Origin of the sequence: Acidocella aquatica (assembly GCF_030160635.1) — a bacterium.
Lineage (GTDB): Bacteria > Pseudomonadota > Alphaproteobacteria > Acetobacterales > Acetobacteraceae > Acidocella > Acidocella aquatica.
Genome location: NZ_BSOS01000067.1, coordinates 70,358 through 90,290 on the forward strand (window position 1 = coordinate 70,358; position 19,933 = coordinate 90,290).

The window sequence follows — 19,933 nt, forward strand, 5'->3', positions numbered from 1 at the left end:
TCTAATCCGTCATATTTTCAGGAGATTTCATGAACCTTAAAAAAATTCTGATATTTGGCGGCATCGCGCTGGCGGTGATCGGCGGGGGGGGTGGCGGGGCGGTGGTGTATCTGCACCATGGCGGCAAAACGGCGGCGGCCAAGCCGGTGGTGGTGCCGCCAAAACCGATTCTGTTCGCGGAGCTTGATAATGTGGTTGTGAGCATTCCTGCTGATGTTGGCGACCCTGCAACATCCTATGTGCAGTTTGGCATTCAGTTCGCGACAACGAACCCTGACGCGGTGACGCAATTTGGCGCGCTGCAGCCGATTATTAAAGCCGACATCATCAACCTGATGATGAACGAGACTCAGAAGACGCTGCAGGACCCGGCGACGCGGGCAAGGCTGGCGAAAAATTGCCTGGGAATTTCAAACAGCGTGCTCTCGGGGAGCGCGAATTTTACGCCGGCGAATCCGTTCAGCGCCGCATATATTACAAATCTTGTTGTTCAGGAATAGGAAGTTGGATAGTTCCGGTCTTGATCTCGTGGCCTCCTCGCTCCTCTCGCTCAGTGTGCTGTTTGGTGTGCTGCTCGGCGCGATGTTTTTGCTTCGCCGGTTGCGCGCCACGGCATGGGGGCGGCGCAACGCAGGGCCGTCACCGATTAAAATCATCGCCTCGCGGGCGATGGGCGGGCAAAACACGCTGGTGATCGCCGAGGTGGAGGGGCAGCGGTTTTTGCTTGGTGTGAGCCGTGGTGGAATCGCCCGCATTGGCCAGGTTGGCGGCGATGAATAAGAACGCGGCCCGCAGGGCGAAGGGGCGGCACGGCTTGTGGCTGTTCAATATGCGCGGTTGTTTATGCGCCCTGGGCCTCTTCCTGGCCGCCGCCCCGGCCCATGCGGCGGCGGGGGGGCTGACATTGATGAGCGAGGCGACGGGCACGGGCGGCGGGGCGGCGTATTCGTTGAACGTGCAGACTTTGCTGGTGATTACCGGGCTGGCGTTTTTGCCCGGGATATTGCTGCTGATGACCGGGTTTACGCGGATTATCATCGTGCTTTCGGTGATGCGCCAGGCGATGGGGTTGCAGACGACCCCGCCGAACATGGTGTTATCAGCACTGGCGCTGGCGCTGACCGTGTTTGTGATGCGCGGGGTGATACAGCAGGAGCAAACGCTGGCGATTGATCCGTATCTGGCGGGGCAGATTAGCTTTAACCAGGCGTTGGCGGCGGCGAAGGCGCCGGAGCAGGATTTTATGCTCGCGCAGACGCGCAAGGCGCCGTTGCATTTGTTCGTGGATTTAAGCGGGGGGCATTACGCGACACCTAAGGATGTGCCGATGACGGTGTTGGTGCCGGCGTTCGCGACCTCGGAGCTGGAGACGGCGTTTCAGATCAGCTTTCTGATTTATGTGCCCTTTGTGCTGATCGATCTGGCGGTGGCCTCGGTGTTGATGTCGCTGGGCATGATCATGGTCTCGCCGACGTTGATCTCGTTACCGTTGAAGCTGTTGATGTTCGTCTCGATCCACGGCTGGGTGCTGGTGCTGGGCACGCTGGCGAATAGTTTCGTGCTGCCGCCCTGATGCCGCTTTATCTGCAACTGCTGCATATGGCGCTCACGACAGAGCTGGAAGCGATTACGCCGATTGTTATGGTGTTGCTGGTGATTGGGCTGGTGACGGCGATTTTTCAATCAGCGTTCCAGATCGAGGATACGACGTTCAGCCTGCTGCCAAAAATATTCGCGATGATTGCGATCGGGCTGTTTGGCGGGTTTGGCGCTTTGCGGGTGTTTGAGCATTTTGCCGTTATGCTTATTTCCCATGCGCCGGGGCTGGTGCATCAGACATGGTCCTGAACCAGGCGCAGGTGATGCTATGGCTGGGCCAATTTTTATGGCCATTTCTGCGCATCACCGGGCTGCTGCTCACCGCGCCGGTTTATGGCTCACCGCTGATCCCCGGCATGGTGAAGGCCGCGCTGGCGGCGGCGCTGGCGGCGGCCCTCGCACTTTGGCTGCCGGGGTTGCCGCCGTTTCCCGGTGATCCGCTGAGCGCGATTTATACCGGGATGATGCAGATCGCCTTTGGCGCGATGCTCGGCATGGTGATGCAGATTGTGGTTTCCGCCGTGGCGGGTGCGGGCGAGATTGCGGGGCTGGCGATGGGGCTGAGTTTCGCCGAGTTGCAGTTCCGCGAGTCCCCGGGGATGACGCCGGTTGTGTATGATATCATGCTCTGGGCGGGGATGCTGGGGTATATGGCGGCGGGCGGGCCGGTGTGGCTGTTCGCGGCGCTCGCGCATTCGTTTCAGCATGGCGTGGAGGTTGGCGGCATCGGCAACTGGAGCGCGCTGGCGGCGCTGGGGGGCACGCTTTTTAGCTCCGCCGTGTGCCTGGCCATGCCGGTGCTGGCGGTATCCTTATGCGTGAACCTGACCGTGGGGCTGACCTCGGTATTCGCGCCGCAGATGAATCTGCTGACCATCGGGTTTCCGCTGCTCATATTGGCGGGACTGTGGGTGCTGGCGGGGTCGGTGTTTTATATCGGCCACGGCATGGAACAGCTGATGGGCGTGGGGACCGGCGCGCTGAGCGGCATGCTCGGCCATGGCTGAGGGCGGCGGCGAAAAACAGCACGGCCCCACCGAACGGCGGCTGCAACAGGCGGCGGAGCGAGGGGATGTCGCGCGCTCGACCGATTTGCCGAAGGCGGCGGTGGTGGTGATTGTGACCACGCTGGCGCTGGGGGCGGCGGCGGGGATCGGCGGGCGGTTGCAGGATGATGTGGCCGCTTGGCTGGCCGCAGCGGGAACCGCCCAACCCGCTGCGGCGGCCGGGTGGAGCCTGACGATGGGGGCGCAGATCGGGCCGCTGCTGGTGCTGATCGCGGGGGTGGCCGTGGTGGCCAGCGTGTTTTCGGGCGGCTGGGTGTTCAGCCTGGGCCTGCTCAAGCCCGATCTCTCCAAGCTGATGCCGGCGCACGGGCTGGGGCAGTTATTCTCCAAATCCGGCATGAGCGAGACGTTCAAGGCGTTGCTGAAGTTCATCGTCATCGGCGGGGTGGGCGCGGAGATGATCGTGGCGCGCGAACCAGCACTGGCGGCGCTGGCGGCAAGCCCCCACCCCAGCGCCGGGCCGGTGGTGGCGCTCTGCATGCAGGTGATTACGGCGATATGCGCGGTGATCACCGTGTTGGCGGCGGGCGATATGGGGCTGCAATATTGGTTGCACCGGCAGAAGCTGCGCATGTCGGACAATGATCTGCGCGAGGAGATGAAGGACTCGGCGGGCAACCCGGAGGTGCGCGGGCGGCAGCGGATGCTGGCGCGCAAGCTGGCGCGGGCAAGGCAGATGAAACGTATTCCCGAGGCCTCGGTGATCGTGGTGAACCCTACGCATTATGCCGTGGCCATACGCTACCGCCGGGGGGTGGACCGCGCGCCGCTGTTGCTGGCCAAGGGCGTGGGGCTGTTGGCGGCGGAAATTGTCAGCCGGGGGCGGGGGTTGGGGATTCCGGTGGTGGAGGCGCCGCCGCTGGCACGCGCGGTGTATCGCCATGTAGAGCCGGGCGAGCCGGTGCCGGTGGCGCTGTATCGCGCCACCGCAGAGGTGCTGGCCTATGTTTGGAAGATGCAGCGCTGGCGGGCGCAGGGCGGGCAGCGGCCGGTGCCGCCAAAGGCGCGGGAGGGGGAGATAGAGGTGCCGCGCGGGCGGTAGGTCAGGATTTCGGCATTACGGCGACAGTAACCTCGTTGCGGCGCAGCCAGGGGAGTGTCCACGGCGGATCGTAGAACTGGGCCACCGGCTCACCCGCCGCCACCCAGGCGGAACCGGCGAGTTGCCGGGCCAGAATGGCGCGCGCGCGGGCCACCGCCGCCGCCTTTGGCCGGCCCGGGAAGCGGTAGACTGCCTCGGTGGTCTCAGCCACCTCATGCAAACTTATTTGCGGGTCCAGCGGGCGGGGCAATGTCGCCAGCGTGTAGCCGGAGGGCATGTAGAAGCTGATGACCCAGGCGCCATCGGCGGCCTGGGCCTGGGCCACGGGCGCGGTCATCGCGATGGCGGCGGATGCCTGAGCCACCGGTGCGGTCATGCTGAGCGATGCGCTGGCAGTGTTGGCGCCGAAAATATACCCCGCGAGGAGGCGGAAGCCCTTGGAACGGGCGGTGATTTCATCGCCGCGCACGCTCACGCTGGCGGCCAGGCGCGGGGCGTAGCGGCGGAGCTGCACCTCGCCCAGCGCCGCGATGGTTTGATAGGCCGGTTCTTCCGTGCCCCCGCGCAGGCCGAACACAAGGCCCGCCGCTTGCAAAAACGCCTTGGCGGATTGTAAAAATTTCAATGCTTTCGCTCCATGAGCCAGGCAGCGGCGGGAGGGTCAGTGATGCCTAGATGCAATATGGCCCCGGGGTATGCATTCTGAAAGCCCGCCTCCAGCCTTGTTTTACAGCCCGGCAGCGGTTACGGAACGCAAAAACCCGGAGATAACGTTTTACCATGAGTGATAAACACGCAGATGTCGTCATCGTCGGTGCCAGCCATGGCGGCAGCGAGGTTTCCTCCCGCCTGCGCCAGGGCGGGTTTACCGGCACCATCGCGCTGCTCGGCGCTGAGCCATACCTGCCCTACCAGCGCCCGCCGCTCTCCAAGGCCTTTCTCGCGGGCGAAATGACCGTGGAGCAACTGCTGATCCGCTCGCCCGAGAGCTACACCAAGGCCGGGATCGAATGGCATCCCTCCACCGTCGTGGAATCAATCGATCGCACCACGCATAGCCTGCGTCTGGGTAATGGCGAGGCTTTTGGCTACGGCAAACTGGTGCTCGCCACCGGCGGGCGGCCGCGCCAGCTCACCATTCCGGGCTCCGAGCTGCAGGGGCTGCATTACATGCGCTCAATCGCCGATGTGGACGCGTTGCGGCCGGGATTTGTCGCCGGGGCGAAACTCGTGATTGTCGGCGGCGGCTATATCGGGCTGGAAGTGGCGGCGGTTGCCGTGAAGCACGGGCTGGATGTGGAAATCGTGGAATTTGCGCCGCGCGTGCTGGCGCGCGTGGCCGGGCCGGAGCTTTCGGCCTTCTACGAGGCCGCGCACCGCGCCGCCGGGGTAAAGCTGCGCCTCTCCACCGGGGTTGAAGGGTTCGACCCCGCGCCCGGCAAGCCCGGCCATGTCGGCGCGGTGCGCTGCGCGGATGGCACGGTGCTGCCGGCGGATCTGGTGCTGGTGGCGGTCGGCCTGGTGCCGAATATCGAACTCGCGCGGGATGCCGGGCTGGCGATGGGCAACGGCATTGTCGTGGATGAGTTCACCCAGACCTCGGACCCGGATATTCTGGCCATCGGCGACTGCACGGAGCATCCGCTGCCCTTCCTGGACGGACAGCGCGTGCGCCTTGAATCTGTTCCCAATGCGGTGGAACAGGCGCGCGTCGCGGCCTCGGTGCTCAATGGCCAGCCGAAAGCCTATGCCGCGGTGCCGTGGTTCTGGTCGGACCAGTATAATCTGAAGCTGCAATCGGTGGGCTTGAGCCATGGGCATGACCGGGTGGTGATCCGCCCGGCGCGCACGCCGGAGGGGTTTGTCGCCTTCTATCTGAAGGACGGGCGGATGATCGCGGCGGATTGCGTGAATTCGATCACCGAATTCACCGCGGCGAAGCGGCTGGTCACGGAAAAAACCATCGTGGACCCGGCGGCGCTGGCTGACCCGGCGGTCGAGATGAAGTCACTCCTGGCGGCGAAAGTTTAGAGTGCGATCGTTTGAGGTTCGCTCAACCGAGCGAGCCGAAAGCGTGAATCGCCCTCAAAAAAAATGGCCAGAGCCTGATCGCACTTAAGGCGATCAGGCTCTGGCCATTAACGCGGTAGGAACACCGCCTCCGGCGCCGGGCTTGCCCGGCGGGTGATCCGGTGGCGCGCCCGCGCTTCGCGCAGCATGGCGGTGAAGGTTTGGTGCACGGCCGCCGGCTCGCCGGTGCGGCGCTCCAGCGCGCGCAGGCAGAACTGCACCTGCGCCATGTTCTGGTAATAGCGGGTGAAGGCGTAATTGAGGGCGCTGCCAGTAATCGCGCCGGCGATAGGCACCGCCTGGGCCAGCAGTTTTTCCGACAGCACCACGCCAAAGCGGCCGGCGGCGGATTTTATCAGCAGGTTGAGGGATAAATGGCTGAGGCCGAGGCGCGCGGCCCAGTAGCCGGTTTCGGACTCGTCATCGCCTGTGCCGGGACCGCCAAAGGCCAGAACCTCCAGGCAGGCGCGGCGGGTGTCTTCCGTGGCAAGGTCTTCGCCCGCGTCCCGCGCGGCCTGGGCGATGGAGCGCAGGATCGCCGTGGTGGTGAAGGGGATGTCAAACAACACGCCGGGCAGGCCGATGAGGCCGGAGGCTGCGCCAGAGGCGGCGGTGGCCAGGCGGTGGGCGCGGTTGCCATGGGGGCGGCGCGGCCGGGCTGTGCTGCTCAGGCCGAATGTGGCGAGGTTATAGCTGCGCCAGAGTGTTTCCTCGACGCTGTCCTGCGCGCGCTGCGTGATGTCCACCCAGGCTTCGCCGCCAAAATGGCCGCCGGCTTGGGCGAGGCGGGCGCGCAGGGCCTCGATACGGCGGCCGAACAGGGAGGTGACCCGCATGAGGAGGCCGCGCGAGTCCGCCATGATGATGGCGGCGCGCCAAAGCTCTTCGCGTTCGTGCGGGGTGAGGAAGGCGGCGGTGCCCGCCAGGGAGTCCGGAAGGGGGGGTAGATTTTTCATGTCCGGCTGGAACATGTGCTCCAGCCGGGTATGAGGCAAGAGCGGAAGATTATTCCGCGGCGCCGACGGCCTTAACGGCCTGGACGATTTCCGCGAATGCGGCGGCATCGTCAAACGCGATGGCGGCCAGAACCTTACGGTCCAGCTCCAAACCAGCCTGCTTGAGGCCGAAGATGAACTGGCTGTAGGTCAGGCCATGCTCGCGCACGGCGGCGTTGATGCGCTGGATCCAGAGCGAGCGGAACTCGCGCTTTTTGACCCGGCGGTCACGATAGGCATAGCGCAGCGCCTTCTCCAGGCGTTCCAGCGCGATGCGGTAGTTGGTGGACGAGCGGCCGACAAAGCCCTTCGACTGCTCAAGAACTTTTTTGTGACGGGCGTGGGTGGTAACGCCCCGTTTTACACGTGCCATGTTTCTGCCTCTCCCTTATGCGATGCCGTACGGCGCCCACTGCTTAACGGTGATGCCGTCAGCGTGGGTGAGGGTCTGGCTGCCACGGTTGGAACGTTTGGATTTCTGGCTGCGGGCCATCAGGTTGTGGCGCTTCTTGCCCGGACCGGCGAGAACCTTGCCGGTGGCGGTGATCTTGAAGCGCTTTTTGACCGATGACTTGGTCTTTAACTTCGGCATTTTGGTCTCCTATCGCATATCCCTGGGTGAACAGGGCTCCCGAACATCGGGGCGGCGGCCGGGCATGCCTATGGCCCAAGCGCGCGCGCATCACGTTTTACGGTGAAGCGCGGCCTATAGAGGGTGCGAAGGAGCGTGACAAGGGTGGAAAAGGCAGCGCCGCCCCGCTTGTCACGCCGCGATATTGGCGCAAAACTCAGGGATATGGCGAGCAAACCCCCGGATGCGGCAAAATTATACGAGGCGGCGCTGAATCATCTGGCGCGCTTTGCCGCGACCGAGGCCGGGCTGGCGCAGGTGCTGGCCCGTAAGCTGGAGCGCTGGGGCAGGCTGTATGCGGGGGAAGACGCCGATGCCGATGAGGTGGCGGCCGAGGTGCGGCGGGCGAGGGCGGCGATTCCAGGGGTGATTGCCCGGCTGCGGGAGGCGGGCTTGCTCAATGATGCCGCCTTCGCCGCCTCGCGCGCCAAGCGGCTGACCCGGCAGGGCAAATCCCGCCGCGCGGCGCTGGCGCATCTGGCGGCAAAAGGGGTGGCCAGGCCCGTGCTGGCCGAAGACCCGCGGCGCGAGCTGGCGGCCGCCTGCGCTTATTTGCGGCGGCGGCGGGCGGGGCCCTTTGGCGAGGCGCCGGAGGCAAAAATCATGGCCGCGATGGCGCGTGGCGGCTTCGCCCAGGAAATCGTGCGCCACGCCCTGCGGCTGGACCGCGAGGAAGCCGAAGGACTAATAAAAGAGCTGCACGAATAGAGTGCGATGACTTCAGATTGGCCCGTTTGCAGCCAATCTGAAGTCATCCGGCTCTCTAACCAGCACTTGCACGCCAGCCCGGGCGTCTGAAAAAAAATGGCCCGGATTGCTCCGGGCCATCGCCTGGCTATAGCGAGAAAATCGACTTGAGATCAGCCAGCACGGTTTGCAGCAGGCTGAGACCAGCCTGGGCTTTTGCCGCATCAGCCGCGGGCAGCGCGGCGACCACGGGGGCAGCGGCGGTGGCCAGTGAAGCCGCGGCCGAGGTGGCGGCCTGGAGGGCGGTGGCATGAGCCGCTTCGCTTGCCACCACCGAATTCACAACCGCCTCGCCGGCCTGCAAGCCGGCATCGGCAATCACACCGATCGGGCCGCCCAGGGCAGCGCCGATATGGGCGGCAATGTTCAGGTCACCTTCAATTTTCGCCAGCATTGTTTCGTTCATCATCATCTCCACAAAAAACGGCGATCCGCGCCGTGCGGGTTGAGCAAGCGTTGTTGTTCAAACTGAGATTTCCCCCGCCAGCGCGATCACGCGCCGCGACCAGCCCAGCCCGAAACTCGTCCAGCCGGGCAAGCGGGCATAAAAATCGATCCGGCGGGTCAGCGCCTCACGCGCCAGCGCCAGTGCATTGCCGGTTTTTATGGCCGCCAGTGTTCCCGCCCCGAATACGCCATCGGCCGGTACACCGGCGGCCAGTTGCAGCCAGAGGACCGAGCGGCGAAGCCCGGCGTTCACCGCGGCGTCAAAGGCGACAAGCGCCACCGGCAGCGGCAGTGCGTCCCCCTGCAACGGCGCCCAATAATCCCGGCGATAAATCTCGGCCGCCATCGCCTCGGTCAGATTGGCGATGTCGAGCTGGGGATAGGCCGCGGCGCTGATGCCAAAATTCGTCCCGCGCAGCGCACCCACACCGGCATGGCCGCCGGTCCAGTTGCCAGGGTCCGCCGGATTATCGGTGAAACCACCCTCGGCCCCCAGGGTGAAGGCGAGGCAGCGCGCAAAATTATCCACGCAGCAGACTCGCGATCAGCCCGCCGCACGCGGCCGACAGCAGGCTGATAATGGCAACGCTCATGCGCCGCTCGGCATCGCGCTCGCCGCGAATACGCGAGATATCCGCCCGCATGTCGCTCAACCCCGCGACCAGCTCATCCACTTTGGTGAACAGCTTGCCGATGATCTGATCTTCCTGCGCCAGGTAGCGCACGCGCCAGGATTCCAATGAATCCGCCTTGGCCTCCAGAACACCGATATCCTGACGGATACCGTTCACATCATTACGCAAGCCCGCAATATCCAAACGCAAGACAGTTACAGAATCTGAATCCATGAGTGTTCCTCAGGCGGGTGTGTCAGACAGGGTGATGGGATAGGCCGTTGCCTGCAGCGGGAGGTTCACATTCCATGCGGCGCCGAGGTCGTTGCCTATATTCCAGTTCGCGGGCGGGAGCAGGCTCGCCGCGTTATCGGTCACGGCATCGCCACGGCCGATCTGCGTGCTGCCATATGGGTAGAAAAACAACACATTGGCCGAGGGGTTGGTGATCCCGGCCGCCAGCGTCACGGACACATGCGTGGCGTCGACCCGCACCGCGCCAACCGCGGTGATGATCGGGCCCGGCGTGGCCACGCTGCCGCCATCCATCACCGCGAAACCGGCACCCTTCGCCGCCTGCAAAGGCACGGCCAGGTCGTTCCCGGAATCATGCGCGATGGTGAGAATCAGCTGCGTGTTCGAAGCCCTGTAAACATGCGTGATCTGCGGCCCGCCTTTTACCGGCAACCCGCTCACAGGGAGGGCAGTGGCGTGGATCGTATCGCCAAGCCCTTGCGCCATGGCGGCGCGCCCTGCGGCATGCGCGCCGATGCGCCCATAGCGCAACAGATCAGGCTCGTCACGATGCTGCGGATCCCCGCCCGTAAACAGCCCCGTGGTGGGGTCATAGGCCGAATTCAACGGATTGGAATCGGCCGTCTGCGCCGCGAAAACAACGATGTTGTTGGCGCTCACCGCCGCCAGATCGGCAATGGACTCACGCACCATCTGCACGCCATCGTTGGTTTCGTAGGGGATGGCATTCCACGCCAGCAGCGGCAGGTTGGCGGCGGTGCGGCCGAGCAGGCCACGCGTGAGCGCCAGCAGCCGCAGCACCGTGGCCTTGTAGAGCGCCTTGTTTGCATAAGGCATGGTGCTGTCCTGCTCCGACCAGGGCCAGATCAGGAACGCGATATCGGCTTCATCAGCGGCCCCAACAAGCGCGGAGCCGCCCGTAAGATAGGCGCTCAGCGCCGCGAAATCCGGCCCGCCGCTCCAGGTGGAAGGGTCCGAGCCATCCCCCGGATTGGTCAGGAATGTGCCGTTGCCGGTTCCCGGAGGAAACAGCGGTGCCGAGGAGTTGGAAATCGGGTGGCCCGAGATCACCGAATAACGGTTGGGGGCAACATACGTCCCCGACATTTCCGCCGTGAAGGCATAAGCCGCCGCGCCCAGATACCACGCAACGCCCTGCGCCAGCGCGAGCGCGCCCCCCGCATTCATGAACCAGGCCGCGTTGGACTGGCCCATGAGCAGCAGATTAACCCCTCGGCGCGCGCCCAAAATCCATCTTCCCTGCGCGTTGATCAATGCGGTGATGTCCGTGGCGCCGAGCGCACGCTCCCAGGTCGCGGCCTCATGGAACCAACATTGCGCCGACCCCTGCACACTCCCGTCATGCAGCAGCAGCACCGGCGCGTTGGCGCTCGCGGGCAGCGGGTTCGCAATGCCACCGGCAACCTGCGCGCCATCGAGCCACACATCCACCCCAACGCCCGGCGTATTGCGCAGGATGATCGCATGGCTGTGCCGGCGTGCCAGCGCGGCGGAAAGCACGGTCTGGCTCGCGGTGCCGGGAAACAGCGTAAGGTTTGCCCCCCCGCTGCTGTCGGCCTGCAAAATTGTCGTGCCGGTGCCAAAACTTGTATGCATCAGCGGAATGGGATTGCCGTTGACGTAATATGTCCCCTGCCGCCAGTTCGGCCTGGTCCAGACCAGATAACGCGTCCACGCCACCCCCGCGCCCAGCTCAAACCCAGGATGCGAGAGCCCCCAATCCGCATCCAGCACCGGGCCGTTGTTGAGAATCCCAGCGTCCGGCGCGCCAACAGCCCCCAGATACCCGTTGACGCGCGGCACCGCGATGGTGGCGGCGGGCGATGTGTCCGCGCTGATGTGATACGGCGTGAGGCTGTTCCCGTTGCCGGATTTATCAACAACAACGCCAACCGCCGCATTGCTCACGGTCAGCGGCGCGCCGGTGACATCCTGCAAGCCGCCTAGCAACCCGGCATCCCACCAGCCGGAAATACCGCTGATCGCGGCTGGATATGGGCCGGTGAACACACCCGCCGGCGGCATGCTGCCTGCCGGCAGCGGGCGCACCAGCGCACGCCTCCCCTGCCCGGCCGCCAACAGCGAGCCGGGATAGTTGAACAACATTGCCATGCTTCAGGTGACCGTAACGGTGAAAGTGCTGACCGTGGGGCTACCGCCCGTGCTGGTTTCAACCCACACGTAATAATTCCCGGCGGTTGCCGGCGTTGCGTAATAAACCGCCCACAGCGAGTTGGAGTTAATAATGCTCGCAGCCGCCCAGCCCGCGGTGGGCAGAACCGTGTTGGACGTTGAGAGCGCGACCTGGGTGGCAACACTCTGCGCCGGCGTCACGCTGCCATTCAACCCGATGGTGCTCACGCCATGAACATAGCTGCCGCCGGGATTGTTGATGCCGTAAGTCACCGCGGCACCCGCAGCCACCGTTACCGCTGCCGAAACCGCGCTCAGCCCGCTCGCGGCATCCTGCGCCCAAACGTAATAGGCTCCCGCCGCTGGCGGCGTCAGCGCGGCGCTGAAGCTGCCAGAGGCGGTCGTTGCCGCCGCCCAGCCGGTGGTGGGGGCCGTGGTGTTCTGCGTTGCGAGCTGCACGCCAACAGTGTCGCCGGCCGGGCTCACAGTGCCGGTCACCGCCAACGCACTCCCCGCCGTGCCGGTTGAGGCCGCGCTGACCGCCAGCGACGCCGCAACCACGCTGATCGCGCCGGAGACAACATTCACCGCAGGCGCGGCCTGCTGTTCCGCCCAGATATAATAAATCCCCGCAACCGCAGGCGTCAGATTGGCCGTCCACCCGCCATTGCTGACCACGGCACTCACCCATACCGCCGGGGCCGTCGTGGCGCTTACGGAAAGCCCAACCTGCACCGCATTGCTGGCCGGCGAGACCGTGCCGGAGAGCGCGATCAAGCGGCCCACGGCCACCGTGGCGGGCGGCGCAACCATGGTCACGCTCGGCGCAATCACAACAAAGCTGTTGGAAACACCAACAACCGCGACATTGCCGTGGTCACGCACGCGAACCGCATAGGTCCCCGGATTAAGGCCGGCGGCGGTAAAGCTATAAGCATTCGCGGTAATCACCGGGCTCGGCGCCGCAATCCAGGTGGAACCGCCATCAATGGAATAATCAAGCGCGGAGGGCGCATCATTGAATACACCGCCAGCAATGATAAAGGCCGCGTTCGGCGCCGGGGCGCTAATCGAGCCGATGGTCAAGGTCGGGGCATTGGGCACCACGCCGCTCCACCACACAAGCGACCCGCCCGAGTAACTCAGACCCAGCAGCGCCGTCGTGGCACCCGGCGGCAGCGTTATACTGCCCGAACCCGAGGTAATGCCCGCGCCCATCGTAACCGGCTCAGGCGCCAGATTAATCAGCGTGCATGAAAACCCCGGCCCCATATTGGCAAAATTCGCCGAGAGCGTAATCGCCGCGCTCGCAACCAGGATGCGGTTGTTATGCTGCGTCGAATCCAGCACCGTATTGCTCGTAAGTTCAACAACACCCGGCTGCACAACGGGCAATTTGCTTTGCACATAATTCCAGATCGCCCCAAAACTCTGCACGCTAAGCATGTTGCTGCCCTGCGCCACCAGCAGCTCATCACTATCGCGCGCGGGGCCTGCGGCGGGGAGCTGATCAATCGTCTGCCCCCCCAAAAACTGGCCATATGGCATCCAGGCCAGCGTGCCGTTCTGCCAAAGCGCCACATAATCCGACGCACCAATTGAGCTGGCGGAATTACCCGCCGCAGGCCCGCCAAGGCCCGCCCCCTGTGGACCGGCGGGACCGGCGGGACCAGCAGGCCCTGCCGGGCCGCCCGCCCCCTGCGGGCCAGCGGGACCGGTCAATGAGGCGGCCGTCACCGTGATGACGCCGTTGCCATCGATGGCAACCCCGGCACCCGCCGAGAACAACCCGCGCAACGCCGTCACCGGCAACAAACCCGGCGCGCTCCCCGCGTTGATCACAATCTCGTCGGACAGCGACATCGCCCCCAGCACCGGAAACCCAGCGTGATCCGCGCCGTTGGCCGCCAGCGTACCGGCGTTCAGCACCAGGCCAGTGCCCGCCGCCACACTCTCCGGGGCTCCAGCGCCAATACTGTACCGGCCAAGCAAATCGCCGGATGGTACGCTAATCATGGGCTGCAAATTCGCCGTCAGTTGCGACACACTCACGGAATAAAGCAACCCGGCTTGCGAGAGCGGCAGCAGATCGCTGGCCCCGGCAGAGATGACCGGCGGGAGTTGGGCAATCGTTGTCATTGCACACAGACTTTCATTTTAAACGTTTGATTCAGCTGCGAAAGCCGAAATACCTCAGGCAACAGCCACCCAATTGGCCGATCCCGCCGCCTGGCTGACCCAGAACGTGTTGCCCACACCACCATTCAGGTTCCGGAATGTGGAACCCGCAGGCGCCGCAACAGAATTTTGCGGTGAACCGCGGCCGATCAATTCAACCGCGCCCGTGGACTCAGTGTCAGAGATAATGCGTACTTTGCCCGTTCCGGATGGGTGCAATGAAATATCCCCCGTCAGCGTCTTAAGCGTCAGGCTGCCATCGCCATTTGGCGAGACATAATCGCTCTGCGAAAACCTGGCCGCGCGCCAACCGCCGTTATTGCCAATCCAGTCGATACTGGCGCCCGCCGGAACGGTAATCGGCGCACCCGTCCAATTGCTCTGCACCGGCGAGGCCCCGCTGGCCGCAAAAGTTACCGGCGTCAGACAATCAATGGTCAACGCCCGATTCTGCAAAACCGGCAAGCCAACCTGCGCCGAAGCAAGGGCTCCTCCCCCGTTACCAGTAATACTGACCGTCGTTCCCGCACCATAACCCGAGCCGAAACTGCTCATCTGAATACCGATGATCCGGCCATTGGAAATCCATGGAAACGCCGCCGCCCCCGTGCCGGTGCCGGTGCCGTTAATATTCACGGTGGCGGTCGTGTACCCAACCCCTGTATTGAGCAATTTAATAAATGTAACCTGCCCCGCCGTCAGACTGCCCTGCGAGGTCACGATACTTGCCACCGGCGCCACCGACTGCGAAATGCTGACCGTATCAACGATATCCGGCACACTCAGCGTGTAAACACCATTCACCACGCCAGGATTAACCGGCCAGCGCGGCGTAAAGTTCAATAGATTGCCCCGGAGAATAACCGAATCCGTATACGCGGACAACGCATTCGTCAGATTGGCCCCGGCGTCGCCTACGACAATATTGTCCATTATCAGAACATTCTGCGCGGCATCACGAATTAAAATGCCGACAGCACCACCGCTGTAATGAATCCAATTTCCAATAATCGAAAGATCGCTACATGCCAGCCCGAAATTATCCCCACTCCCATTACCCTCCACATTCTGGACAGCAATGGAGCTACCCGTGCAATCCTGAATAAAATTGCTTCGCGCCGTGCAGTTCTGCCCCCCGCCGATATTCAGACCGATCAGCGCGCCATTAATGTAGTTGCTGTCAACTTCCGTATAGATCGAACCGCCGCAATCAATTCCAAAACTTGAAGCTCCGGTAACCATATTACCGGTTACCTTGCAATATCCGGTATCACACAGAATACCCGCGCCACCGCCCGTCACCGAGCTGTTGTTGGCGCATAAATTTCCCGAAACCAGGATATTCCTGCCCGACATGAAAATGCCGTACCCCCGGTTGGCATAGCAATTATTACCAGACACCACGGCGCCAAGAACATCCGGGTTGGAATTCCCATATGTGAACGGAACCACCGGGATATTCGTGGCATTGAAATTGCCAACCGTGATCCCGCATGTATTATTCCAGCATGTATTGCCCAGAACCTGAACTTCACGAATCTTCAATACAAACGCCGGGTCCTGGCTATCGATATGTATGCCATTTCCCCCATTATCATGACCCCGGCAATTGGTAACGCTCAGCGCATCTATCGCCTGAACATAAAACCCATGCACCGCGTTCGCGGCGAACTCGCAATCGCTGATATGATGCTGGGTAACCGCCGGATCACTCGCCAGGTAGCAAAGTCCCGAACCATTTCCATAGCCTTTTGCATTTTTAAAGAGGCATCTGGTAACAATTGATTTTGTGCAGCTTCCCTGAACGATCACAGCAAACGTGTTAGCCGTCAACGCCGCATTGGCATCAAAAATAATGCCATCCATAAACAACGATGCCGTCGCGATATTGATCCAGGCCGGCGTTGCCGAAGTCCCCAGTTTTGACTGCGCCGGACGCGTCAGTATTGTCAAACCCGGCACACCAAGCAACGTGCAGGCCACCCCCGTAATGTCACACTCACCCGCGATCGCATAAGTCTTCGCGCCCAGGCGGACAGGCGCCCCGCTGGCAATCGCCGCGAGCAAGGCAGCGCTGTCATCCGTGACGCCATCTCCCTTGGCGCCAAAGTCCTCGATTGCAACAGCATTGCTGGCCAGCGCCGCAATAGTCCGCGCCGCCGTGGCGCCGCTCGCCGTGGCAACCAGCGCACCGCCCGGCAATCCCGGCACGCCCCCCATCGCACTCAAAAAATTCGCGTAGGAAACCCCCGCATTCACCCCCGCCTGGCCAAGCGGGACAATATCCCCGGCACCGGGCGGCGTGCCTGCCGCTAAGCCCGGAATTTCAAATGGTGCCGCCGTTGCCGACAGAGTCGTCCCCGCCAACGCCAGATTGGCGCCAATTGTAATCGGCACCGGCACGCTTGTGCCCGGGCCAACGCCACCCAGCAAGCTGTTTTGCGGCAGCGTCAAGGTTTTCTGTACCCCCGCGAGCACCTGCGCCCGCGTGGCAGCCAGCGTCTGCCCGTTCTGGAAAATCGCTAGCTCATCGGTATCGGAAACAGACGTCGCGGGAGGCAATTGTCCAATTGTTGGCATGGGCGGAAACCTTAAAGAATTGTCAAAGGGGTGCCGGTCGGGTCCGTCAGGGGCTGGCCCGCCGGTGTCGTCAACGCATTCGCAGGTGCTGGCACGCTGGCTAATGAGACAACCGGCAGTGCGATACTCCGTGCAATCCGCCGCCCGCCGCTTGTGGTAACGCTCACCGTCACGGTATACGTTGTCAACGCCTGACCAGATGTTAGCCAAAATACCGCCAGCGCTCCATCCGCGGCGGCTGAAACAAGCGTCAGATCGCCCGGATTCGCCGGGCTGATCACCACATCCAGTGTGCTGATCGTATCACCCGGATTCGCAGTCAACGCAGGAGCCACGTCAAACACATAGTCCAGCGTATCACCAGGATCTTTCACCGGCCACGCCAACGCCACGGGCGGCGGAATCTGCGGCCCGCGCGGCGTCGGAACAAAGCCATCGATCTGCACATACCGCGCATTCGAAGGCCGCCAGATGTGGTTGGCCGGTGTGCTCATCCGCGTTCTCCCTAATACTCAACAATGATGAGGCCAGGCGCACCCGGACCACCCGCATATCCAACCGGACCGGCCCCGGTCGACGTGCCGCCGCCGCCGCCGCCGCCGCCATACCCCGGTGCCGCAATACCCACAGCCGGCCCGCTGGCCCCACGCCCATTGCCAGGGCCGCCGCCATCGCCACCACGGCAAGCGACAACAATGGCATCGGTGCCAACCGAGCCGGTAATATTCACCTGCCCACCCGAAGCTGTCCCGCCCGCGCCCCCCGCGTTCGAAAAATTCGTGACGGTGCCGCCATTTCCACCGGTTCCACCATTGGCGGTCATATAACCGCCAAAGCTTGACTGCCCTCCCCCCGTGCCATTACCCGCGCTGGCCGGAGCAACGCCACCCGCCCCCACCGTCACGGCAATCACCGTGCCCGGCACAAGGTTGTTCACAATCCCCAAGGCCCTACCGCCGGCCCCGCCGCCGCCGCTTGGCATCGTGGTATGATACCCCCCGCCACCGCCGCCCCCGATAACCTCCACACGCGCAGTGGTCACCCCATTGGGCACCGTAAAACTGCCCGATGCGGTGAAAACCTGCATCGCAGAAAACCCAGGCCGTAGCGACGGCAATTTATAGGTAAGAAACGGCGCTCCCGGCGCAACACTGATGTTCGCCGCGGTTATCGCGGACTGCCCATAATTGAGCGTAATAATATACAATCCAACCCAGCCGCTATCCACCGCCGGCGTTACCTGCGTTCCCGCCGCCGCCGCCGCGCCCGGCTTCACCTGAAGCTGAACACGCTGAACACGTCTCGTATTCTGCGCGGTACCCGAATTATTCGGCCCGGAATAAGGCTGGCTGGTGTTGGCCGCGTTCACATAAGGTAATACAACCGGATTTGTATCAATCTCAGAAAATGCCGCTTCGATAAGGTAATTTATTGACTGCCCGGAGCTTACCGGCGCCGCGAACGTAAAACTCGTCGCCTGCAGGTTGATCCCTGTCTTAACAATTTGGTCGGTGATATCCGCCGCCAATGAACCATAGGCACTGGCGTCAAGCGCCGTCAGCAGCGTGATGCTGCCAGGCCCCACATTCACGGTCAATGATGCTGGCGTGGTGGGCGTGCAAGCCAGCCCATCCACGACCGTATTGCTCCCGATCACCGCCGCGGTCAGTGCCGCGACACCCACCATGGCATTGCGGTTAGGGTTCAAAATATCCGTATCCAGCGGGATGCTCCCGGGATAAACAATGTTGCGATCCATGAATAATCCTCAGTTGGAGATTTGTGTCCAGGCGATGCTGGATATCGGTATCACCGCGGCCACCGCGGCATAGATATCGGCGTCACTCACGACGCCCGGAAATTCCGCGGCGGCGGCATAGAACATCGGCGCCTCATTATACCCGCCCGGCCCCGTGCTATAACCACCCGCATTGCTGATGGGCGTATCATTCGGCCGGTAGGCAGTCAGAAAAAACTGATATGGCAGATCAAGGCTGCCATATCCGCCGGCAATGTTGTAGCCAAGATTAACATTATATCCACCAGTATCCCCGGCATTCATCGGCTCGAAGACCATCGGCACCCGCCCGGTCAAATTTCTGAGCGCCTCCACCAATCCGGCTCGCGTCGCACGCGGAGCAACCAAATTGTTACGAATCCGCGCGCGATAAGCCACATCAGCCTCCCCCGCGCGGCGCGGCAACGCGCCACCCATATAATCCGCCGAGGCGATATCCAGAAATATCCCACTTGCCGAGCCAATCCGCGTTTGCGCCTGCACAAAACCAAGCAGCGCATACAGCCCGCTCCATGCACTCGCCAGCCCCGTCAGCAAGGCCTCCAACACCGGCGCGCTGTCAGAAAACCACCGTCCCGGCAGAACCATCTTCAACCGCGCCAGCATATCAGATGTATCACCAACCATCTTCAAGCCACCGCTACAGTGCCGGCACGCACCACCCCGAACAGCGGCGGCACCAAATCCACCGCACCGCCATTGAGCAACAGACCAGACAGGTTGGTAACCGCACCCGAGGCATCATAGGCTAGCTGTGCCAGCCGTGTATAACTCAATACCGAGCCAATCGGCAGACCAGCAATGTAGCCTTCAATTGCCGCCGCAACAGCCGCCACCGCCGCAACATGCGACGCGCCGGGCCCCGTCACAATTGTAAGCGCGACATTCGCCAGCATAACCACAGGCGCCTGCACGGCAAATCCAGTCCCAACCGGGCGGATTGCCTCCACAACTTGCTGCACGGTCGCAAGCAGGCCGGGAGAAGGATTACCCGACCCATCATCAACCGTCACCACGAAAAACCCCATCTGAACGGTGCCCGCCGGATTTACATTTTCGCTGATACTATAGCTGAGCCCTTGCTGAATGCCGGCAATCGCCGAACCGATCGCGACATTTGTAGCGCGCGAGAGCCCCGCCAAAAAATTGCCAAATCTGGCGCGGAAAGCAACGTCACTCTCCGCATCAACACCACCTGTCAGTGCATTTGCATTCACCACCGTATCAACACCCGAAATCGCGCTACCAAGCAAACTAACAGAGCCAGGTTGAACATTCCCGGAACTTCCCGCCACGCTCGCCACCACGGCCACACTCAGGCCGGCAACACCAGCCGCCATCGTATACCCGCCACTGGCCGCGCTGTAAGCCTGATTGTTGACATCCCCCATTACCAGAAAACTCTGCGTATTAGCCGCAGTGGACACCACCGTCCCAACCGGAATAAACGCTGTAATACTCGGCGTAAACCGCGTGAACATGACCTGGCCGGATGCCGCGACGGCAGGCAAGCGCGTAAACCCGAAATCCGCGCCAAAACTATCACAATCCGCCCCGGAACTCGTCGCCAGCCGCGTGGTTGCAAGACACTGCACAATCAGCCATTGCAGCCATAATCCAACCGATGCATTGGCTTCCAATATGGCGCGCAACACCGAGCCAACCGTCAGATCCAATAAATTTTGCGCCGCCCCTTGCACAGAGGCGGCCATCCTCTCCACCAATGTGGAGAAGTTCTGCAGCGATAATTGCATGA

Annotated in this window: 22 protein-coding genes; 8 read left to right on the forward strand and 14 right to left on the reverse strand. The window is 62.8% G+C overall.

The window, feature by feature from the left end:
* Positions 1 to 29: 29 nt before the first annotated feature.
* Genes QQJ84_RS11195 through QQJ84_RS11220 form a run of 6 tightly spaced genes read left to right on the forward strand, consistent with a single transcriptional unit; the run spans position 30 to position 3,708 of the window.
* Positions 30 to 500 (forward strand): flagellar basal body-associated FliL family protein, encoded by a 471-nt coding sequence (locus QQJ84_RS11195; protein WP_284258274.1) that lies wholly within the window; start codon positions 30 to 32, stop codon positions 498 to 500.
* A 4-nt stretch (positions 501 to 504) separates the two neighbouring features.
* Positions 505 to 780, forward strand: coding sequence for a flagellar biosynthetic protein FliO (locus QQJ84_RS11200; protein ID WP_284258275.1), 276 nt, complete (start codon positions 505 to 507; stop codon positions 778 to 780).
* Positions 773 to 1,573 carry a flagellar type III secretion system pore protein FliP gene (gene fliP / locus QQJ84_RS11205; protein ID WP_284258276.1) on the forward strand — a complete coding sequence of 267 codons (801 nt, stop codon included), beginning with the start codon at positions 773 to 775 and terminating at the stop codon, positions 1,571 to 1,573. The genes QQJ84_RS11200 and fliP overlap by 8 nt, the downstream gene beginning before the upstream one ends.
* Positions 1,573 to 1,848 carry a flagellar biosynthetic protein FliQ gene (locus QQJ84_RS11210; RefSeq protein WP_284258277.1) on the forward strand — a complete coding sequence of 92 codons (276 nt, stop codon included), beginning with the start codon at positions 1,573 to 1,575 and terminating at the stop codon, positions 1,846 to 1,848. Before fliP ends, QQJ84_RS11210 begins: the two co-directional genes overlap by 1 nt.
* Positions 1,839 to 2,606, forward strand: a complete 768-nt coding sequence (locus QQJ84_RS11215; RefSeq protein ID WP_284258278.1) for a flagellar biosynthetic protein FliR — start codon at positions 1,839 to 1,841, stop codon at positions 2,604 to 2,606. The genes QQJ84_RS11210 and QQJ84_RS11215 overlap by 10 nt, the downstream gene beginning before the upstream one ends.
* On the forward strand, positions 2,599 to 3,708 hold the full coding sequence (locus tag QQJ84_RS11220; protein ID WP_284258279.1) for an EscU/YscU/HrcU family type III secretion system export apparatus switch protein: 1,110 nt from the start codon (positions 2,599 to 2,601) through the stop codon (positions 3,706 to 3,708). Before QQJ84_RS11215 ends, QQJ84_RS11220 begins: the two co-directional genes overlap by 8 nt.
* Before the next feature lies 1 nt (position 3,709).
* Here QQJ84_RS11220 and QQJ84_RS11225 read toward each other — a convergent pair whose 3' ends face one another.
* Positions 3,710 to 4,333 (reverse strand): SOUL family heme-binding protein, encoded by a 624-nt coding sequence (locus QQJ84_RS11225; RefSeq protein WP_284258280.1) that lies wholly within the window; start codon positions 4,331 to 4,333, stop codon positions 3,710 to 3,712.
* Between the two features lie 155 nt (positions 4,334 to 4,488).
* On the opposite strand from QQJ84_RS11225, the gene QQJ84_RS11230 reads away from it, so the two are divergent.
* Positions 4,489 to 5,739: an NAD(P)/FAD-dependent oxidoreductase gene (locus QQJ84_RS11230; RefSeq protein ID WP_284258281.1), complete on the forward strand. Its 1,251-nt coding sequence runs from the start codon at positions 4,489 to 4,491 to the stop codon at positions 5,737 to 5,739.
* A gap of 107 nt (positions 5,740 to 5,846) precedes the next feature.
* Here the strand turns inward: QQJ84_RS11230 and QQJ84_RS11235 are convergent, their stop codons facing one another.
* The 3 genes from QQJ84_RS11235 to rpmI are packed head-to-tail and all read right to left on the reverse strand — an operon-like array spanning position 5,847 to position 7,365.
* Entirely contained in the window at positions 5,847 to 6,749 is a 903-nt protein-coding gene (locus QQJ84_RS11235; RefSeq protein WP_284258282.1) for an EcsC family protein, read from the reverse strand.
* Between the two features lie 34 nt (positions 6,750 to 6,783).
* Entirely contained in the window at positions 6,784 to 7,146 is a 363-nt protein-coding gene (gene rplT / locus QQJ84_RS11240) for a 50S ribosomal protein L20 (protein ID WP_284258283.1), read from the reverse strand.
* Between the two features lie 15 nt (positions 7,147 to 7,161).
* Positions 7,162 to 7,365 (reverse strand): 50S ribosomal protein L35, encoded by a 204-nt coding sequence (rpmI, locus tag QQJ84_RS11245; protein WP_284258284.1) that lies wholly within the window; start codon positions 7,363 to 7,365, stop codon positions 7,162 to 7,164.
* Positions 7,366 to 7,569: 204 nt separating this feature from the next.
* On the opposite strand from rpmI, the gene QQJ84_RS11250 reads away from it, so the two are divergent.
* Positions 7,570 to 8,112 carry a regulatory protein RecX gene (locus QQJ84_RS11250; protein WP_284258285.1) on the forward strand — a complete coding sequence of 181 codons (543 nt, stop codon included), beginning with the start codon at positions 7,570 to 7,572 and terminating at the stop codon, positions 8,110 to 8,112.
* A 127-nt stretch (positions 8,113 to 8,239) separates the two neighbouring features.
* Here the strand turns inward: QQJ84_RS11250 and QQJ84_RS11255 are convergent, their stop codons facing one another.
* The 10 genes from QQJ84_RS11255 to QQJ84_RS11300 all read right to left on the reverse strand — a co-directional run bounded on the left by QQJ84_RS11255 (position 8,240) and on the right by QQJ84_RS11300 (position 19,931).
* Positions 8,240 to 8,557 carry a hypothetical protein gene (locus tag QQJ84_RS11255; RefSeq protein WP_284258287.1) on the reverse strand — a complete coding sequence of 106 codons (318 nt, stop codon included), beginning with the start codon at positions 8,555 to 8,557 and terminating at the stop codon, positions 8,240 to 8,242.
* A gap of 57 nt (positions 8,558 to 8,614) precedes the next feature.
* Positions 8,615 to 9,127, reverse strand: coding sequence for a glycoside hydrolase family 108 protein (locus QQJ84_RS11260; protein ID WP_284258288.1), 513 nt, complete (start codon positions 9,125 to 9,127; stop codon positions 8,615 to 8,617).
* Positions 9,120 to 9,446 carry a hypothetical protein gene (locus QQJ84_RS11265; protein ID WP_284258289.1) on the reverse strand — a complete coding sequence of 109 codons (327 nt, stop codon included), beginning with the start codon at positions 9,444 to 9,446 and terminating at the stop codon, positions 9,120 to 9,122. The genes QQJ84_RS11260 and QQJ84_RS11265 overlap by 8 nt, the downstream gene beginning before the upstream one ends.
* Positions 9,447 to 9,455: 9 nt before the next feature.
* Entirely contained in the window at positions 9,456 to 11,594 is a 2,139-nt protein-coding gene (locus QQJ84_RS11270) for a hypothetical protein (RefSeq protein WP_284258290.1), read from the reverse strand.
* Positions 11,595 to 11,603: 9 nt separating this feature from the next.
* Positions 11,604 to 13,760, reverse strand: coding sequence for a collagen-like protein (locus tag QQJ84_RS11275; RefSeq protein WP_284258291.1), 2,157 nt, complete (start codon positions 13,758 to 13,760; stop codon positions 11,604 to 11,606).
* 54 nt (positions 13,761 to 13,814) lie between these two features.
* A complete protein-coding gene (locus QQJ84_RS11280; RefSeq protein WP_284258292.1) occupies positions 13,815 to 16,019 on the reverse strand; it encodes a right-handed parallel beta-helix repeat-containing protein in 2,205 nt (734 codons plus the stop codon).
* A 371-nt stretch (positions 16,020 to 16,390) separates the two neighbouring features.
* Positions 16,391 to 16,873 (reverse strand): phage fiber-tail adaptor protein, encoded by a 483-nt coding sequence (locus QQJ84_RS11285; protein ID WP_284258293.1) that lies wholly within the window; start codon positions 16,871 to 16,873, stop codon positions 16,391 to 16,393.
* Positions 16,874 to 16,884: 11 nt separating this feature from the next.
* Positions 16,885 to 18,138 carry a glycine-rich domain-containing protein gene (locus QQJ84_RS11290; protein ID WP_284258294.1) on the reverse strand — a complete coding sequence of 418 codons (1,254 nt, stop codon included), beginning with the start codon at positions 18,136 to 18,138 and terminating at the stop codon, positions 16,885 to 16,887.
* A gap of 9 nt (positions 18,139 to 18,147) precedes the next feature.
* The gene (locus QQJ84_RS11295) at positions 18,148 to 18,804 is read right to left on the reverse strand and encodes a hypothetical protein (protein ID WP_284258295.1); all 657 of its coding nucleotides are present in this window, start codon (positions 18,802 to 18,804) and stop codon (positions 18,148 to 18,150) included.
* A gap of 2 nt (positions 18,805 to 18,806) precedes the next feature.
* Positions 18,807 to 19,931, reverse strand: a complete 1,125-nt coding sequence (locus tag QQJ84_RS11300; RefSeq protein WP_284258296.1) for a baseplate J/gp47 family protein — start codon at positions 19,929 to 19,931, stop codon at positions 18,807 to 18,809.
* Between the last annotated feature and the right edge of the window lie 2 nt (positions 19,932 to 19,933).

Coding starts and splice junctions, on each gene's coding strand:
- QQJ84_RS11255 (WP_284258287.1), bottom strand. CDS start 8,557: ATGAACGAAACAATGCTGGCGAAAATTGAAGGTGACCTGAACATTGCC.
- QQJ84_RS11265 (WP_284258289.1), bottom strand. CDS start 9,446: ATGGATTCAGATTCTGTAACTGTCTTGCGTTTGGATATTGCGGGCTTG.
- QQJ84_RS11300 (WP_284258296.1), bottom strand. CDS start 19,931: ATGCAATTATCGCTGCAGAACTTCTCCACATTGGTGGAGAGGATGGCC.
- QQJ84_RS11280 (WP_284258292.1), bottom strand. CDS start 16,019: ATGGGGGGCGTGCCGGGATTGCCGGGCGGTGCGCTGGTTGCCACGGCG.
- QQJ84_RS11215 (WP_284258278.1), top strand. CDS start 1,839: ATGGTCCTGAACCAGGCGCAGGTGATGCTATGGCTGGGCCAATTTTTA.
- QQJ84_RS11235 (WP_284258282.1), bottom strand. CDS start 6,749: ATGTTCCAGCCGGACATGAAAAATCTACCCCCCCTTCCGGACTCCCTG.
- QQJ84_RS11295 (WP_284258295.1), bottom strand. CDS start 18,804: ATGGTTGGTGATACATCTGATATGCTGGCGCGGTTGAAGATGGTTCTG.
- QQJ84_RS11275 (WP_284258291.1), bottom strand. CDS start 13,760: ATGACAACGATTGCCCAACTCCCGCCGGTCATCTCTGCCGGGGCCAGC.
- QQJ84_RS11250 (WP_284258285.1), top strand. CDS start 7,570: ATGGCGAGCAAACCCCCGGATGCGGCAAAATTATACGAGGCGGCGCTG.
- rpmI (WP_284258284.1), bottom strand. CDS start 7,365: ATGCCGAAGTTAAAGACCAAGTCATCGGTCAAAAAGCGCTTCAAGATC.
- QQJ84_RS11290 (WP_284258294.1), bottom strand. CDS start 18,138: ATGGATCGCAACATTGTTTATCCCGGGAGCATCCCGCTGGATACGGAT.
- QQJ84_RS11285 (WP_284258293.1), bottom strand. CDS start 16,873: ATGAGCACACCGGCCAACCACATCTGGCGGCCTTCGAATGCGCGGTAT.
- QQJ84_RS11195 (WP_284258274.1), top strand. CDS start 30: ATGAACCTTAAAAAAATTCTGATATTTGGCGGCATCGCGCTGGCGGTG.
- QQJ84_RS11210 (WP_284258277.1), top strand. CDS start 1,573: ATGCCGCTTTATCTGCAACTGCTGCATATGGCGCTCACGACAGAGCTG.
- rplT (WP_284258283.1), bottom strand. CDS start 7,146: ATGGCACGTGTAAAACGGGGCGTTACCACCCACGCCCGTCACAAAAAA.
- fliP (WP_284258276.1), top strand. CDS start 773: ATGAATAAGAACGCGGCCCGCAGGGCGAAGGGGCGGCACGGCTTGTGG.
- QQJ84_RS11230 (WP_284258281.1), top strand. CDS start 4,489: ATGAGTGATAAACACGCAGATGTCGTCATCGTCGGTGCCAGCCATGGC.
- QQJ84_RS11270 (WP_284258290.1), bottom strand. CDS start 11,594: ATGTTGTTCAACTATCCCGGCTCGCTGTTGGCGGCCGGGCAGGGGAGG.
- QQJ84_RS11220 (WP_284258279.1), top strand. CDS start 2,599: ATGGCTGAGGGCGGCGGCGAAAAACAGCACGGCCCCACCGAACGGCGG.